General features: G+C 68.0%; 13 protein-coding genes. 5 read left to right on the top strand and 8 right to left on the bottom strand.

Annotation, left to right across the window (positions count from 1 at the left end; all coding sequences use genetic code 11):
* The first annotated feature begins 80 nt into the window (after positions 1-80).
* The gene (locus tag ACSFCA_RS18665) at positions 81-1592 is read left to right on the top strand and encodes a M20 family metallopeptidase (protein ID WP_435460246.1); all 1512 of its coding nucleotides are present in this window, start codon (positions 81-83) and stop codon (positions 1590-1592) included.
* Positions 1589-2446, top strand: coding sequence for an alpha/beta hydrolase (locus tag ACSFCA_RS18660; protein WP_435460247.1), 858 nt, complete (start codon positions 1589-1591; stop codon positions 2444-2446). The genes ACSFCA_RS18665 and ACSFCA_RS18660 overlap by 4 nt, the downstream gene beginning before the upstream one ends.
* On the opposite strand, the gene ACSFCA_RS18655 is transcribed toward ACSFCA_RS18660, so the two are convergent.
* The 6 genes from ACSFCA_RS18655 to ACSFCA_RS18630 all read right to left on the bottom strand — a co-directional run bounded on the left by ACSFCA_RS18655 (position 2418) and on the right by ACSFCA_RS18630 (position 10509).
* On the bottom strand, positions 2418-3599 hold the full coding sequence (locus ACSFCA_RS18655; RefSeq protein ID WP_435460248.1) for an MFS transporter: 1182 nt from the start codon (positions 3597-3599) through the stop codon (positions 2418-2420). The two genes, ACSFCA_RS18660 and ACSFCA_RS18655, sit on opposite strands and share 29 nt — an antisense overlap.
* Positions 3596-6508, bottom strand: coding sequence for a DUF4132 domain-containing protein (locus tag ACSFCA_RS18650; protein WP_435460249.1), 2913 nt, complete (start codon positions 6506-6508; stop codon positions 3596-3598). The genes ACSFCA_RS18655 and ACSFCA_RS18650 overlap by 4 nt, the downstream gene beginning before the upstream one ends.
* Before the next feature lie 106 nt (positions 6509-6614).
* Entirely contained in the window at positions 6615-7067 is a 453-nt protein-coding gene (locus ACSFCA_RS18645; RefSeq protein WP_218132223.1) for a YidB family protein, read from the bottom strand.
* 101 nt (positions 7068-7168) lie between these two features.
* Entirely contained in the window at positions 7169-8527 is a 1359-nt protein-coding gene (locus tag ACSFCA_RS18640; protein ID WP_435460250.1) for a M20/M25/M40 family metallo-hydrolase, read from the bottom strand.
* Positions 8528-8622: 95 nt separating this feature from the next.
* On the bottom strand, positions 8623-9342 hold the full coding sequence (locus ACSFCA_RS18635; RefSeq protein WP_258352100.1) for a 16S rRNA (uracil(1498)-N(3))-methyltransferase: 720 nt from the start codon (positions 9340-9342) through the stop codon (positions 8623-8625).
* 69 nt (positions 9343-9411) lie between these two features.
* A complete protein-coding gene (locus ACSFCA_RS18630; protein ID WP_435460251.1) occupies positions 9412-10509 on the bottom strand; it encodes an aminoglycoside phosphotransferase family protein in 1098 nt (365 codons plus the stop codon).
* A 235-nt stretch (positions 10510-10744) separates the two neighbouring features.
* Between ACSFCA_RS18630 and ACSFCA_RS18625 the strand changes: the two genes are divergently transcribed.
* Genes ACSFCA_RS18625 through rsmA form a run of 3 tightly spaced genes read left to right on the top strand, consistent with a single transcriptional unit; the run spans position 10745 to position 15458 of the window.
* On the top strand, positions 10745-13261 hold the full coding sequence (locus tag ACSFCA_RS18625) for an LPS-assembly protein LptD (protein ID WP_258352102.1): 2517 nt from the start codon (positions 10745-10747) through the stop codon (positions 13259-13261).
* A 21-nt stretch (positions 13262-13282) separates the two neighbouring features.
* The gene (locus ACSFCA_RS18620; protein ID WP_258352103.1) at positions 13283-14689 is read left to right on the top strand and encodes a peptidylprolyl isomerase; all 1407 of its coding nucleotides are present in this window, start codon (positions 13283-13285) and stop codon (positions 14687-14689) included.
* Between the two features lie 4 nt (positions 14690-14693).
* On the top strand, positions 14694-15458 hold the full coding sequence (gene rsmA / locus ACSFCA_RS18615) for a 16S rRNA (adenine(1518)-N(6)/adenine(1519)-N(6))-dimethyltransferase RsmA (protein WP_435460252.1): 765 nt from the start codon (positions 14694-14696) through the stop codon (positions 15456-15458).
* Between the two features lie 68 nt (positions 15459-15526).
* Here rsmA and ACSFCA_RS18610 read toward each other — a convergent pair whose 3' ends face one another.
* Positions 15527-15670, bottom strand: coding sequence for a hypothetical protein (locus tag ACSFCA_RS18610; RefSeq protein WP_176928788.1), 144 nt, complete (start codon positions 15668-15670; stop codon positions 15527-15529).
* Between the two features lie 77 nt (positions 15671-15747).
* Complete coding sequence (locus ACSFCA_RS18605) at positions 15748-16173, bottom strand: barstar family protein (protein WP_086011111.1); 426 nt, start codon at positions 16171-16173, stop codon at positions 15748-15750.
* Between the last annotated feature and the right edge of the window lie 13 nt (positions 16174-16186).

Genomic DNA, 16186 nt, shown 5'->3' with positions numbered 1-16186 from the left:
GGTTGAGATCGCCCGCACTCTACGCGCGGTCGCCTCAAGGCGCAAAATGCGCCTTTTCGTCACCCGCGGAGAACCCACCGATGAACGCCCCCCTGCACCGCGAAATGCCCGCCGGCACGCTCGACGCCGAGCGCGCCCTGTCCGACGTCACCGCCCAATGGGACGGCGACATCGTTCGCCAACTCACCGACTACATCGGCATCCCGGCCAAGTCGCCCGGCTTCGACAAGGACTGGTCGGCCAACGGCTACCTCGAGACCGTGCTGCGCAACGCAGCCGCCTGGGTCGAGGCGCAGAAGGTCGAAGGCCTGAAGCTGGAGATCGTGCGCCTCGAAGGCCGCACGCCGGTGCTGTTCTTCGAAGTGCCGGCCACCGGCACCGACATGGGCGAGACCGTGCTCATGTACGGCCACCTCGACAAGCAGCCCGAATTCACCGGCTGGCGCAACGACCTCGGCCCGTGGACGCCCAAGTACGAGAACGGCCTGCTCTATGGCCGCGGCGGCGCCGACGACGGCTACGCGGTGTACGCCAGCATCGCCGCGCTGCAGGCGCTCAAGAGCCAGGGCGCGGCGCACCCGCGCATCGTCGGCCTGATCGAGACCTGCGAGGAAAGCGGCTCCTACGACCTGCTGCCCTACGTCGACGCGCTGCGCCCGCGCCTGGGCAACGTCGAACTGGTGATCTGCCTCGACTCCGGCGCCGGCAACTACGACCAGCTGTGGCTCACCACCTCGCTGCGCGGCATGGCCAGCGGCACGCTCAAGGTGGAAGTGCTGACCGAAGGCATCCACTCCGGCGATGCATCGGGCCTCGTGCCCTCGAGCTTCCGCATCATGCGGCAGGTACTCGACCGCCTCGAAGACAGCGCCACCGGCCGCCTGCTGCCCGCGAGCTTCCACTGCGAAGTGCCGACCGACCGGCTGGCGCAGGCCAGGGCCACTGCCGCCATCCTCGGCGAAGAGGTCTACAAGCGCTTCCCGTGGGCGCACTACGACTGCGGCGGCTCGACCATGTTCGCGCTGCCGACCACCACCGATCCGGTCGAGGCCCTGCTCAACCGCACCTGGAAGCCCACGCTGTCGGTGACCGGCGCCGAAGGCTTCCCGGCGCTGAAGGACGCGGGCAACGTGCTGCGCCCGTACACCGCCTTCAAGCTGTCGCTGCGCCTGCCCCCGCTGGTCGATGCGGCCGAGGCGGTGCAGAACCTCAAGACGCTGCTGGAAGACAACGCGCCCTACCAGGCCCGCGTAACCTTCGAAAGCAACGGCGGCGCCACCGGCTGGAACGCACCCACCATCACGCCGTGGTTCGAGGACGCGCTCAACAAGGCCTCGCAGGCGCACTTCGGCGCGTCGTGCGGCTACATCGGCCAGGGCGGCACGATCCCGCTGATGAACATGCTCAGCGCCGGCTTCCCGAAGGCGCAGATGATGGTCTGCGGCGTGCTCGGCCCGAAGAGCAACGCGCACGGCCCCAACGAGTTCCTGCACGTGCCCTATGCCAAGAAGCTCACCGCGGCCGTGGCCGAAGTGGTCGCAGCATTGCCGGCAGCGCATCGCGCGGCCACATCGGAGCCGGTGGCCGCTTGAGCGAGGCGCTGCCTTTGCCGCAGCGCGTTTCGCTGTCGACCCCGGACGGCGAGACGCTCGCCCTGCGCCGACTGCCGGCGCCCGGCCCGGCGCGCGCCGTGATCGTCGTGGTCCACGGGCTCGGCGAGCATGCGGGCCGCTATCACGCACTCGCGGAATGCCTGCACGAATGGAACTTCGCCGTGTGGGCGCACGACCACTACGGGCACGGCGAATCGACCGGCGCGCGCGGCGGCCTGCCCAGCGAGTTGCGGCTGGTCGACGACCTTGCACTCGTGATCGACGATGCGCGCCGCGAGAACCCCGGCCTGCCACTGGTGCTGTTGGGGCACAGCCTCGGCGGGCTCGTCGCCGCGAGCCTGGTGGCGCGCGGTGTGCGGCAAGTCGACGGGCTGGTGCTTTCCTCTCCGGGGCTCGACCCGGGCCTGAGCGGCTTCCAGAAGGCGCTGCTCGCGGTGCTGCCGCGCATCGCGCCGAACCTGCGCGTGGGCAACGGCCTCGACGACAACTACCTCTCGCATGACCCGGCCGTGGTGCAGGCCTACCGCGACGATCCGCTCACGCACGACCGCATCGGCAGCCGCCTCGCGCGCTTCCTGGCGTACGAAGGCGAGACGGTGCAGCAGCGGGCTGCGAACTGGCCCGTGCCGACGCTGCTTCTCTATGCGGGCGACGACCGCCTCGTGATGCCCGCCGCCAGCCGCGCATTCGCTGCGGTAGCGGCATCAGGCGGCATGGTCGAGGCGCATTGCTTCGACTCGCTGTACCACGAGATCTTCAACGAACTCGAAGCCGACGCGGTCTTCGCGGCCCTGCAAAGCTGGCTCAACCGGCGCTTTCCGCCGCTGGCCTGACGGCGCGCTTGCGCGCCAGCCAGATCAGCGCGGCGCCCGTCAGCGCCACAGGCACCAGCGAGCCGAAGTTCAGCAACTGCCAACCCTGCGTGGTCACCAGCACGCCCGAGGCGAACGAAGTCACCGCCAGCGTCGCGAACACGCAGAAGTTGAGCGCGCCCTGCGCACGGTCGCGCTCCTCGGCGGTGTAGGCCGTGAGCGAGAGCGTGGTGCTGCCGGTGAACAGGAAATTCCAGCCCACGCCCAGCAGGAACAACGCGACGATGAAGTGATGCAGCTCCACGCCCGAGAGCGCGATGGCGATGCAGCCGAGGTTGAGCACCAGCCCCACGCCCATCACCGGCAGCGCGCCGAAGCGGCGGATCAGGTGGCCGGTGAAGAAGCCCGGCGCGAACATGCCGATCACGTGCCATTCGAGCACCAGCGCTGCGTCGGAAAACGGCAGGCTGCAGATCTGCATCGCGATGGGCGTTGCGGCCATCAGCAGGTTCATCACGCCATAGCCCAGCGCCCCCGCGGCGGCCGCCACGATGAACACCGGCTGCCGCATGATCTCGGCCAGCGGGCGCCCGCCGGCCGCCTCCTTGCGCGTGGGCGCAGCCGGGAATTCGATGAAGTGCATCACCGCCATCGACAGCAGCGCCACCAGGGCCAGCGCAATGTAGGCGCCGGCGAACGGCACCGCAAAGGCTTCGCGCGTGGCGGTGGCGAGATTCGGCCCGACGACCGCGCCGATCAGCCCACCCGCCATCACCATCGACACCGCCTTCTCGCGCCAGGCCGGCGCTGCCAGCTCGGCCGCAGCGAAGCGATAGAGCCCCGCGTTGGCGTTGTAGTAGCCCGCGACCACCGTGGCGAAGCACAGCAGCCAGAAGTTCTTCGTGACCGCCGCAAAGCAGCACAGCAGCGACGATGCCACCGCCACCGCCAGCCCGATCTGGAACGAGCCGCGCCGGCCGAAGCGCTGCTGCGTGCGCGCCACCAGTCCGGTGCTGAGCGCGCCGCCCACCACGTAGCTCATCACCGGCAGTGTTGCCATCCAGCCGTGCGGCGCGATGGCCAGCCCCACCAGCCCGTTGATGGCGATGAAGGTCACGTTGTTCGTCAGAAGCAGGCCCTGGCAGATGGCGAGCAGCCACAAGTTGCGGTTCATGGCGCCGTCTCCCGGATCGCGCGCTGCAGGTCGCGCTCGATTTCGCTGAAGGCGATGGGCGGCAGCTCGCCGAGTGTGCCCTCCTTGCCGTCGAGCGCCACCGCGCGCACGGTCTGCAGTTCCTTGCCGTCGGGGCTGTCCTGCACGAACCAGCCTTCCTCCAGCATCAGGCAAATGCGGCCGTTGCCGGGCAGCGCCTTGTTGAAGCTGTTCACCATGCCGCCGTCGCCTACCTCGCGCTGCCAGCCGCGCGTTTCCAGGCCCATGAGGGCGGCGTTCGATACGACGCGGCCGGCCCAGTGCGGGAGCTCGCGGCGGGTGCGCAGCGCCTCGTCGAGCACGAAGGTCGGGCGCATCAGTTGCTCGAAGGGCTGCACGATTTCGTAGTCGGCCAGCACGGCGGCCCATGCGGTCGCCAGCGACGGGTCGAGGGCTGCAATCTCCAGCGGATGCGGCAGGCCGATGCGCGTGCTCTCGGGCAGCTTCACCGCGTCGTCCTGCAAGTCGGCCAGCTCGCCTTCGGCGCTGACGCGGAAGGTGCCTTCGAGCTTGTCCGATGCGTCGAACAAGCCCCAGACCAGCGGCCGGCTGAAGACGCGCAGCACCGGGTGGTTGGCGAAGAAGGGCATGAACTCGTCGGGGGCCCATCGACGCTGTGCGCACATCGCAGCTTCCAGTCGCTTGATCTGCGTGGTGGCGACGGTCTTTGCAAGCTTGCGTAGCTCCTTCAGCTGGGTGGTCGCGGCGGCGGCCTTGCCGGCGTCGTCGTTCGCGCCCGGCTTGGGCAGCGTCTTGAGTGCCTTGCCCCTGGCGTCGTGCACCACGGGCTGGAAGTTGTCGTCCATGCGCACCTCGAAGCTGCGCGGGCCGAAGTCGAGCGTCAGGCGTGCGCGGGTGTCGAGGCCCAGGTCGGGCACGGTGCGGTCGGCCAGCTGGTCGAGGCTGAGGCCGCGCTGCTCGGCCACTTCGCCGAGCATGCGGTCGGCGCGGGTGCGCAGGTCGTCGTGGCGGGTCTGGCGCGCGAGTTCGGCCAGGTGCATCAACGCGGCATCGCTGCCGATCTCGCCGAGCATCACCATCGCGTCGTAGGCGCGCACACGGTCGAGGGCGGCGCGCCACTGGCGCAGCAGGCCGTAGAGCTGGCGGGCGGTTTCTCCGTCGCCCAGGCGGCCCTGCAGCGCGAACATCCAGCGCTCCTTGGCCGGGCGGCCATTGCCGATCCACCAGGCCAGCAGCGCGCGGCCGAAACGCGCGAGGGAATCGGGCGTGAGCACGTCCAGCAGCGGGGCGAGCCCCGGATAGGGCGCGTCGGGCTTGCCGAGCATCATCGCCATCAGTACGTCGGGCACCACGTCTTGCGGCAGCGCGAGGCCACCTTCCTTGAGGAGCAGGCGGGGCAGCGTCGCTAGCGGCAAGGTCTTCGGCACCACGGGCAGGTTGTCGGGCAGCAGCTCTTGGGGGGCGATGGCCAGCAGCTGCGCCACCGCGTCGGCGGCTTCGGCGCCGTAGGCACGGGCCTGGTTGCGCACTGCGTCGGCGTGGCCGGCATCGTGCAGCCAGCGCAGCGCGGCTTGCGCCGCCTCGTGCGCAGGGCCGGGCTCACCCAGCGCGATGGGAACGAGTCCGCGTGCGGCCGCATCCGGGTAGCGCGCCAGCCACTCGCCCGCTTCGCGCCGGACCCAGCGGTTGGTGTGGAAGCCCTTGGCGATCCAGCCGGCGAGCGGGTCCCATTCGATGACCGATGCCAGCTCGAACATCGCGCGCGAGCCCTGCTTGAGGAAGCGCGGCAGTCCCGGCAGCGCGGCCGCGCCGAATGCATGGAGGATGGGGCGCACGCGCGAGACGTCGCCCATGTAGAGCTCGGGCGCGGGCCCGAGCGTGAACACTGCGATGGCGAGAGGTTCGGGCAGGTGCCAGATGTATTCGGCAACGCTCCAGTGGGTGGCCGGAGGTTCGCCGAAGTCTTCCGGCCCGATCTCGCGGTCGTTCGCCGCGACGGCCTCGATGAGCTCGGGGCGCAGGCCCAGCATCCACAGGGCCTTGTGCACCTTGCCGCCCTCGCGGATCTCCGTGGGTGCGTTGGGCTGGTTGCGCGCGAATTCGTCCATCCACTGGTCGGCGCGTTCGCGCGAGACGCGGAGCTCGCGGGTCAGCCAGTCGGACGATTCGCCCGTGGCCTGCAGGTACTGCGGCGGCGGTAGATTGCTCCAGTGCAGCAGCGCCGTCGGCGGCAGCGGCTGCAACGCCAGCGTCGGAATGACGGGCAGCGCCTGCCGGTTCTTCCAGGGCGGGCGCCGCAGCAGCGCGGGCCAGGCGTCAGGGGCGGCATCGGTCACGCCGGCGGAGCTGTCTTCCTGCAGGCGCGCGAGCGTCTTGCGCTGGCTGTCGTCGCAGGAGGTCTCCAGCGGTTGCTGCCACTCAGGGTTCGCGGCCAGCAGTTCCAGGATCAGCGCGGCGCCGGCCTGGTGCCGCGCCGGGTTCGCCGACAGCAGCTCGCGCAGCACGAACAGCGGCCAACGCGCAGCTTGCTTGACGAGGGCGTTCTTGCAGTCGATCTGCTTGACCTGGGCCACGAAGAAACGCACGACAGCCGCGTCGTGGATGGCCAGCAGGTCGGTAACGGCTTCCTTGTGCGGGGACGGCTCGAAGAACAGTTCGGCCGCCGCGGCGCCGTGCATGTCGAGCATGCGCAGCCGTGCGGCGCGCGGCGGATAGAAGCTGGAACGGTGGCGGCGAAAGAAGTCGAGGCTGTCGGCCAGACCGCGCTCGTCAGACAGCGAGCCGCCGCACTGGCCGCAGGGCCGGTCGTTGAACTGTGCGAGCGCTTCGCGCATGCCCTTGGACCACCGCACGGTGCCATCGGGCTGCGCGTCCAGACCTTCTTCTTTCGACTTGCGACTGCCCGCCATGCCATTGCTCTCCATTGATGCCAGCGGGATTGTCGGTGAACGCGTTCGGGCCAAAAAAAAAGCGCCCTCGCGGGCGCCGGAATCCTGGAGAACGCAGTCCTTCAGTTCAGGACTGCTTGCCTTGCAGCAGACCGCTGAGCGAACCCAGCAGGTCGTCATGATTGCCCAGACCCTGGTCGGGGACCTTGCCGTGCGGCGTGAGCTGGTCGATGAGCGCCGGCAGCATGGTGGCGAGCATCGGCAGCAGCGTTTGCGCATTGATGCCGAGCTTGGATGCGATGCTGGCGATGGTGTCGCTGCCCAGTGCGTTCTGCAGCTGATCGCCCGACACCGGCTGGTTTTCTCCCTTGCCGATCCACGAGCCGATGACGTCGCCCATGCCGGCCTGCTCGAACTTCGAGACCAGACCTCCCAGGCCGCCCTGCCCGCCGTTGTTGGCGAGCAGGCCGCCGAGCGCGCCAGCCAGGCCTCCCAGATCGCCCAATCCGCCGCCTTGCGGTTGCTGCTGTTGCGCAGCGCCTCCGAGCACTTGACCGAGTACCGAATCGAGCAATCCCATGGCTGTTTCCTTGGTGTGTGACAGAACCGTCTGCATTGTTAAATGCCGCGGACCGTAAGCAGAAAGTGGCACGCCCACTTTCAAACTGGCAACGTGACAAATTACTTGGTACGTGCTGTCCGTTTGGGGAGCAATGCGGGGCTGACCCCTTGCACGCCCACCAGGCCCAGCACGGTAACCAGCGAATTCTGCGCGCCTTTCCATGCATCTGTCACGTCAATGGACTCGCTCAACGAATGGAATCCGGAGGCCTTGCCGCCACCGCCGACGATGATCGCGGGAATGCCCAGCGCGATCGGTACATTGGCATCGGTGCTGCCGCCGCGCAGCAGGGTCTTGTTGCCGAAGGCGGCGTTCGAGCGGATCGCGGCCTCGACGATCACCGAGTCGGGCGGCGTGCGGCCGCCGGGGCGGTCGCCGATGAGCTTGATGCTGGCGCTCAGCGTGCTCACGTTCCAGCGCTTGTTTTCCTCGACCACGGCTTCGTCGATGGCGGCCAGGATCTTCTTTTCGGCCTCCAGCAGCGAGGCCATGTCGTCCGAGCGGATGTCGATGGCCATGCGCGCATCCGGCGCGATGGTGTTGACCGAAGTGCCGCCGCCCACGGTGCCGACGGTGAACGTCGTCTTTGGGAAACTCGGCGTGCGGATGTCTGCGATCTTGGCGATGGCGCGGCCCATGCCGTGGATGGCGCTGGGCACCTGGCCGAAGGCGCCGTAGCTGTGGCCGCCGGGGCCCTGGAACGTGACTTCGTAGCGGTGGCTCGCGGTGCCGAGCACCAGCACCGCGCCCGGCGACGACGGCTCCAGCCCCACCATGCCGTCGATGTCGAGGTTGTCGCGAAAGATCGCCTTCATGCCGCGCAGGTTGCCGAGTTCTTCCTCGCCCACGTTGGCGACGATCATCAGGTCGCCCACCGTCTGAATCTTGTTGTCGTTCAGCACCTTGAGCCACGACAGCAGCACCGACAGGCCGCGCGTGTCGTCCGCGATGCCGGGGGCGTGGAGCCGGCCGTCGTGCTCCTTCACCTTCACGTCGGTGCCGGCGGGGAACACGGTGTCGAGGTGGGCCGAGATCAGCAGCTTCGGGCCGCCGCCGATGCCCTTGCGCAGACCGACCACGTTGCCTTCGGCGTCGATCTTCGCGTGCGTCAGCCCCAGCGCCTTCATGCGCGCGAGAAACGCTTCGGCGCGCTTGTGCTCCTTGAAAGGCGGAGCCTCGATCTCGGTCAGCGCCTTCAGGTCTTCGACCGAGCGTTCATGGTCGGCCTTGACCGCGTCGAGCAGCTTCTGGATGGCGGGCGAGGCCATCAGCTGGGTGTAGGCCTTGTCGACCTCGGGGCTGACTTGCGCGGGCGTGGGGGCGACGGCCTGGCTTTGGGCGAGCGCGCCCTGTGAGGCGCAGAGCAGCGCGGCCAGGATGAAAGGGGCAAGGCGCAGCGAACTTGGCGAGCGGGACATGGGCCAAAAGTCCTTCTTTTGTCTTAACGAAGTAACGATTGTTTCCCAAGCTTTCCGCATGCGCGTCGCGGAAAACACCCACCTCGCGGTCCTGCCTAGAGCCCGGCCAGGGACACCAGCGCGGCCAGTGCCGCCGTTTCGGCGCGCAGCACGCGCGCACCCAGGGTGATGGGAGCGAAGCCGCGGGCGATGGCCTGCTGTTCTTCGGTGCTGCTCAGGCCGCCTTCGGGGCCGCTCAATACAGTCACGCCTTGGTCGTTCGGGGCTTGAAGTGTGTCGGCGAGGCTGCGGGTGCCCTCGGCAAGGCTCAGCACAAGGCGCACGGCCGAGGCTTCATTGGCTTCGAGCCAGCCCGTGAAGGACTGCACCGGATGGATCACCGGCACGCGGTTGCGTCCGCACTGCTCGCAGGCCGCGACCGCGATCGCCTCCCAATGCGCCCGCTTCTTCTCGGCGCGCTCGCCCGACAGGCGCAGCACGCCGTGGGCGGTGGCCAGCGGCTGGATGCTCGCCACGCCGAGCTCGGTGGCTTTTTCAACCAGCCAGTCCATGCGCTCGTTGGCCGGCATGCCGACCGCGAGGTGCACGGCGCGCGGCGCTTCGCGCTCCACCGGCAGGTGGTCGCCGACCGCCACCGCGACGTCGCTGCGGCCCATGCGCTCGACCGTAGCGGCGTACTCCCCGCCCGCGCCGTCGAACAGCGTGAGCGCGTCGCCGGGCTGCATCCGCAGCACCTGCACATGGCGTGCGGCGCCGGCCGGCAGCGCCAGACTGGCGCCGGCGCTCAGCGGCACGGAACAGTGAAAACGCGGCATGCTATGAAATCGATAGCTGCGAGCGACCGTTGTACGGCCGTCACAGGGTGGTGCTTTTTCAGTTTTCCTTCAGACACGGCCGTAGGCGAAGCCCGTGATGGCCGAAGTGCCCTCGATTTCGTCGATCACGCGCAGCAGCGGCGTCAGCTCCATGTAGCGGCTGGCGGTGGCGCGGATGTAGGCAATGAAGCGCGGCGTGTCGGCCAGGTACTTGGGCTTGCCGTCGCGCAGCGTGAGGCGCGCGAAGATGCCGGCCACCTTCAGATGGCGCTGCAGGCCCATCCACTCGACCGCGCGGTAGAAGGCGCCGAAGTCTTCGTCGACCGGCAGGCCGGCCTTGCGCGCAGCCGTCCAGTAGCGGATCGTGATGTCGAGCACGAACTCCTCGTCCCAGCTCAGGAAGGCGTCGCGCATCAGGCTGGCGATGTCGTAGGTGACGGGGCCGTACACGGCGTCCTGGAAGTCGAGTACGCCGAGTGCCGCTCCGTTGCCGATCATCAGGTTGCGCGGCATGAAGTCGCGGTGCACGTAGACGCTGGGCGACGCCAGGTTGCTGTCGACGATCAGCTTGAAGCTGCGATCGAGCCGCTCCTTCAGCTTGCCTTCGACGGCGATGCCGCGGTGGCGGCCGATGTACCACTCGGGGAACAGCGCCAGTTCGCGCTCGAGCAGCGCCCGGTCGTAGGGCGGCAGCACGTCGGGTTTGGAAGCAAGCTGCCAGCGGATCAGCGCGTCGATGGCCTGGTCGTAGAGCGGGCGGCTCGCGTCGGGCTTCGCCGGATCGATCACGTCCAGCATGGTCTGGCGGCCCAGGTCGTCGAGCAGGAGAAAGCCGTTCGGCTTGTCCCATTCGAGCACCGTGGGGGCGAGCACGCCGGCGCCGGCCATCAGCTGCGCCACCTGGACGAAGGGGGCGCTGTTTTCCTTGTCCGGCGGCGCGTCCATCACGATGCGAGTGGGCGCAGCGGGGTCGGTGGAGTCGAGGCGGAAGTAGCGGCGAAAGCTCGCGTCGGCCGAGGCGAGCCGCACGGTGCCCGGCAGCAACCGGTGGGCAGGCGCGATGGCGGCCAGCCAGCCCCGGAACACTTCGGCCCGCTGCGGATCAGTCCAGAGGATGGTCTCGGCGGGGCTTGGGGCTAATGAGGCCGGAGTCGGGGATGCTGTCATGGATAATCGATTCTACAAATCCGCCTGGCGCGGCAATCCCCCTTGGCCGGCTTCCGGCCGATGCGGGTTGCTGCCGGCCCCTGCAACCCGCCGGCCTGCCGCGCCGTCCCCCGACGATTTTTCGTTCCGAACCGATGCCTACGACCCAAAGCCCTCACGCTTGGCACCTTGTGCGCTCGCTGCCCTCCCCGGGCGAGTCGACCGCTTTCCTCGGAACGGCCGGGCGGGAGGCCTGATGAACCGACGTCGTGTTGCCCCGCGGCGCTCGCGCCCGCCGCTACCGCTGGCTGTTCTGTCGCTGGCCCTGATGCATGCGCATGGCGCCTCGGCGCAGACGGCCGGCAACTTCGACGCCCCGCTCACGCTGAAGCGCACGCCGCTGCTGACTGAAACCCTGACGCCCGCGGACCGTGGCCAGATGCCCAGCATCGTCACCGGCGACCGCATCTCCGGCCGGCCCGACCTGGAAACCGTGGTCGAGGGCAACGCTACGCTGCGGCGCGGCGCGGTGTCCATCACCGCCGACCGGCTCGAGTACTACCAGCCCGACGACCGCGCCAAGGCCACCGGCAACGTGCGCGTCAACCAGGCCGGCAACGTGTACGAAGGCCCCGAGCTGCAGCTCAAGCTCGAGACCTTCGAGGGCTTCTTCAACAACGTGCGCTACCAGTTCCTCGTGAACGAAGCGCATGGCGAGGCCAAGCGCATCGACTTTGTCGACGCCAACGTGTCGATCGCCCGCGAAGCCACCTACACCACCTGCCGCCGCGAGGACTTCCCGGGCTGGATGCCGGCCTGGCTGCTGACCGCGACCACGATGACCACGGACACCGAGGAAAACGAGGGCGTGGCCAAGAATGCGCGGCTGAGCTTCATGGGCATCACCACGCCGCCCATTCCGAGCGTGAGCTTTCCGCTGTCGAACGAGCGCAAGAGCGGCCTGCTGCCGCCCACCATCGGCATCGACAACACCAACGGCATCGAGATCGCGCAGCCGTACTACTGGAACATCGCGCCCAACCGCGACGCCACGATCACGCCGACGATCATGAGCAAGCGTGGCATCAATTTCAGTAACGAGTTCCGCTACCTCGAGAAGGGATACAACGGAACGATCCGCTTCGACCTGATGGGCAGTGACCGCCTGATGGGCCAGCGCTACCCGGATCTCAGCAGCACCAAGCGCTGGGGCGTGTGGGGCACGCATCACCAGGACTTCGACGCCAAGGCGCTGGGCCTCGACTCGCTGTCGGCCAACATCAGCATCAACCGGGTGAGCGACAACGACTACTGGCGCGACTTCACGCGCACGCCGTCGCTCGCGCAGCGCCAGCTGCCCAACGATGCATCGCTCAACTGGAGCAAGGGTGACTGGAGCGGCATCGTCCGCACGCTGAAGTACCAGAACCTGCAGTACGACCTGTCGCCGATCGTGCCGGCGTACGACAAGATGCCGCAGATCACGGCCAACTACAACAAGTACGACTGGCACGGCTTCGACGTTTCGCTGAACCTGGACTACACGCACTTCCGCGTGAACACGATCCTGCCGTCGCAACTCGGCTACGACGCCACCCAGCAATCGCAGCCCGACGGCGACCGCGCCATGGCCGTCGCCTCGATCAGCCGCCCGTTCATCACGCCGAGCTCGTTCGTCATCCCCAAGCTGATGCTGAACGCGGCCTCGTACAACTACTACCTGCCGCAGTCGTCCATTCCGACGGTCACGGTCAACGGCGTCCAGTACGTCAACGGCCAGGTCTACAACCCGAGCTCGCTGTATTTCTTCCCGACTTCCAGCAACCGCGTGGTGCCGACCTTCAGCCTCGACAGCGGCCTGACCTTCGAGCGCGACGCCAATTACTTCGGGCGCGCCTTCCGCCAGACGCTGGAGCCGCGCGCCTACTACGTCTACACGCCGTATCGCAACCAGAGCATGCTGCCGAACTACGATTCGGCGGCCAACGACTTCAGCTTCGCGACCATCTACACCGAGAACGCGTTCTCGGGCGGCGACCGCGTCTCGGACACCAATGCCCTCACGCTCGGCGTGACCTCGCGACTGATCGATCCGGCCACCGGCGTCGAGGCCGCGCGCTTCGGCATCGCGCAGCGGCTGCGCTTCAGCGACCAGAAGGTCACGCTGCCCGGCGGCACGCCGGTGACCGACCGCGCGAGCGACCTGCTCGTGGGCGCCCAGATCAACTGGACGCCCAAGTGGAGCCTGGACACCCTCGTGCAGTACAACCCCGACACGCGCAAGTCGGAGCGCTCGGCCATCAGCGCGCGCTACAACCCCGAGCCGTATCACAACCTGAGCGCGGCCTTCCGCTATCAGGCGCCAAGCACCCCGACCGCGACCGACGGCAGCAAGTCGATCGACGTGGGCTGGCAATGGCCCATCAACGACCTGTGGGGCGACAAGGGCAAGAACCTCGGCCCCGGCAAGGGCCAGGGCGGCGGACGCTGGTATGCGGTCGGCCGGCTCAACTACAGCCTGCAGGACAAGAAACTCACGGACGGCGTGCTCGGCTTCGAGTACGACGGCTGCTGCTGGATCGGGCGCGTGGTGCTGCAGCGCATCACCACGGGCCAGGTGACGGCGAACACCCGCATCATGTTCCAGCTCGAATTCGTCGGCTTCTCCAGCATCGGCTCCAGCCCCATGCAGGCCCTGCGGCAGAACATCCAGCGCTACGAACCCCTGCGCCAACCGGGCGAAGCGCCGAGCCGCTTCACCAATTACGACTGAGACGACTGACTGAGCGACGCCATGAAATACATCCGTTCCATCATCACCCTGGGCTGCCTCGCGGCAGTGGCTGCAACGTCGGGTGCGCAGGGCTTCCGCTCCGGCACCGGCATCACGGACATCATGCGCGCCGGACCGCGCCTGGGCCCGCCGGCCGCGCGCCCGTCGACGGCGCCTGCCGCGGCGCCCGTGCAGCGCTCGGCTGAATTCATCGTCGCGCTGGTCAACTCGGAGCCCATCACCAACACCGACGTGCAGACGCGCGTGTCGCGGCTGATCAAGGAGAACCCGGACGCAGAGCGCGTTCCCCGCGGCGAGCTCACGCGGCTCGTGCTGGAGCGGCTGATCACGGAGCGTGCGCAGCTTCAGCTCGCGAAGGAAAACGGCATCAAGGTCGACGACGTAGCCATCGATCAGGCCGAGCAGACCGTGGCACGCCAGAACGAGATCAGCATGGTCGAGCTGCGCCGCCGCGTGGCCGCCGAAGGCATCGCGCAGCAGGACTTCCGCAACGACCTGCGTGACCAGCTGCTGCTCACGCGCCTGCGTGACCGCGAGGTCGAGTCGAAGGTCAAGATCAGCGACGTCGAGGCCGACGAATACCTGCGCGATCAGCGCAATCAAACCGTCAAGAACGCGGCGCTGGAGAACCTCAACCTCGCGCAGGTGCTGGTGGCCGTTCCCGAGAACGCCACCGACGCCCAGGTGGCCGCGGCACAGAAGAAGGCACAGGACCTTGCCCAGCGCGCCCGCGCCGGCGAAGACTTCGCCAAGCTGGTGCGCGAGAACTCCGATTCGCCCGACCGCGCCAACGGCGGCGCCATCGGCATGCGCAGCGCCGACCGTTATCCGTCGCTGTTCGTCGAGGCCACGCAATCGACCGCGGTGAACGGCATCGCCGGGCCCGTGCGCTCCAGCGCCGGCTTCCACGTGCTCAAGGTCATCGCCAAGGCCCAGATCGGGTCGGGCGACGCCACGGTCACGCAGACCCAAGTGCGCCACATCCTGCTGCTCAACGACCCCAAGCGCACCACGGCGCAGGCGGTTGCGCAGCTGGCCGAATTCAAGCGCCGCGTGCAGGCCGGCACCGCCGACTTCGCCGGCCTCGCCCGCGACAACTCGCAGGACGGCAGCGCCAAGGACGGCGGCGACCTCGGCTGGTCGCGCCCGGGCCAGTTCGTGCCCGAATTCGAGGAAGCCATGGACCGGCTCGCGCCGGGCCAGATCAGCGATCCCGTGGTGTCGCGCTTCGGCGTGCACCTGATCCAGGTGGTCGGCCGCCGCGATTCCAAGCTCAGCCAGTCGGAGCAGCGCGAAGCCGCGCGCGCCGCGCTGCGTGAACAGCGCGTGGAGGAGGCCTTCACCACCTGGGTGCAGGAAGTGCGCGCGCGCGCCTACGTCGAGTACCGCGACCCACCCCAGTCCTGATTCGATGGCACACATCGCCAGGAAGCGGTTCGGGCAGCACTTTCTGTCCGACGGGGGGATCATCGATGCGATCGTGCGCGAGATCGCGCCGCAGCCTGGCGACGCCATGGTCGAAATCGGGCCGGGGCTCGCGGCGCTGACGCAGCCGCTGGTCGAGCGGCTGGGCCGCCTCACCGTGATCGAACTCGACCGCGACCTCGCCAAGCGCCTGCGCGAGCATCCGCAGCTCGACGTGATCGAGTCGGACGTGCTCAAGGTCGACTTTGCGGAGCTGGCCGCCAGGTTCCCGGCCAAGCCGCTGCGCGTGGTGGGCAACCTGCCCTACAACATCTCCACGCCTATCCTGTTCCACCTGCTGGGCAGCGCTCACCTCGTCGCCGACCAGCACTTCATGCTGCAGAAAGAGGTGATCGACCGCATGGTGGCCAGGCCCGCCACCTCGGACTACAGCCGACTGAGCGTGATGCTGCAGTGGCGCTACGAGATGCAGAACGTGCTGTTCGTGCCGCCCGAGAGCTTTGACCCGCCGCCGCGCGTGGACAGCGCCGTGGTGCGGATGGTGCCGCTGGCGACGCCGCCGGCGGTCGATGCGGCCCGCCTGGGCGAGATCGTGCAGGTTGCCTTCAGCCAGCGCCGCAAGCTGCTGCGCCACACGCTGGGCAAGTGGCTGCAGGAGCACGGCTTTGCCGGTGAATTCGATGTCCAGCGGCGAGCCGAGGAAGTGCCGGTCGACGAATACGTCGCTCTGGCCCAGGCCGTCATCCCGTGAAACCCATGAAAAAAGCCCGTCTGCGACGGGCTTTTTAACGGAGGCTGCAAACGCCTAAGCCTGCTTGCTTATGCGGCGGCGAGCCAATAACCCGCATTGAAGGGGCTGCTCATGCGCAGCGCCAGGGGCGACACGTCGACCAGTTTGTCGGTCGGCATTTTTTCGCCGGCCGGTTCGGTGGAGGCTGCCGCTGCGGTTGCGGTGGTGTTCACTTCGATGCCATCGAGGGTTTCAGCGTTCGGCTGAGCCTCGTTCGCCCGTTCTGCTTGGCTGGTAGATGCAGAACGGGCTACAGAAAAGAATAGAAGCACCGGAACGGGACCTTGCGGTCGCCCCAGTAGTCCGAGGCGTCGCGGAAGATGTCGAGCAGCTGCTCGCGCGCTTCCTTGTCGAACTTGGCGTTTGCCGGGATCTGCTCCAGCACGATGACGAAACCTGGCTGCGGGCCCGATTTATGCAACGGGTCGGTCATGCAGTCGTACAGCGCGTCGAAGTTCTTCCCGAAGTGGGCCGGGAACGTGAACTGCTGCGCGATCAGGTCGAGCACATCCTGCTTGGTCTGGGCGTTGCCCAGGTTGGCGTACAGGAAGTGCTGGCCGGCCGCGTTGGCCGCGTCCTGCAGGTCGTTCACGCGGAACGCGCGGATCGATTGCACGATGTTCGGGCGTACGGCACGAAGGGATAAGGTCATCTCCGCTGGTCTTTCCATAGTCATCATCATTTCTTCG

The sequence above is a fragment of the Variovorax multivorans genome (assembly GCF_051216835.1).
Lineage (GTDB): Bacteria > Pseudomonadota > Gammaproteobacteria > Burkholderiales > Burkholderiaceae_C > Variovorax.
This window is presented reverse-complemented; position numbering and strand designations above follow the sequence as displayed.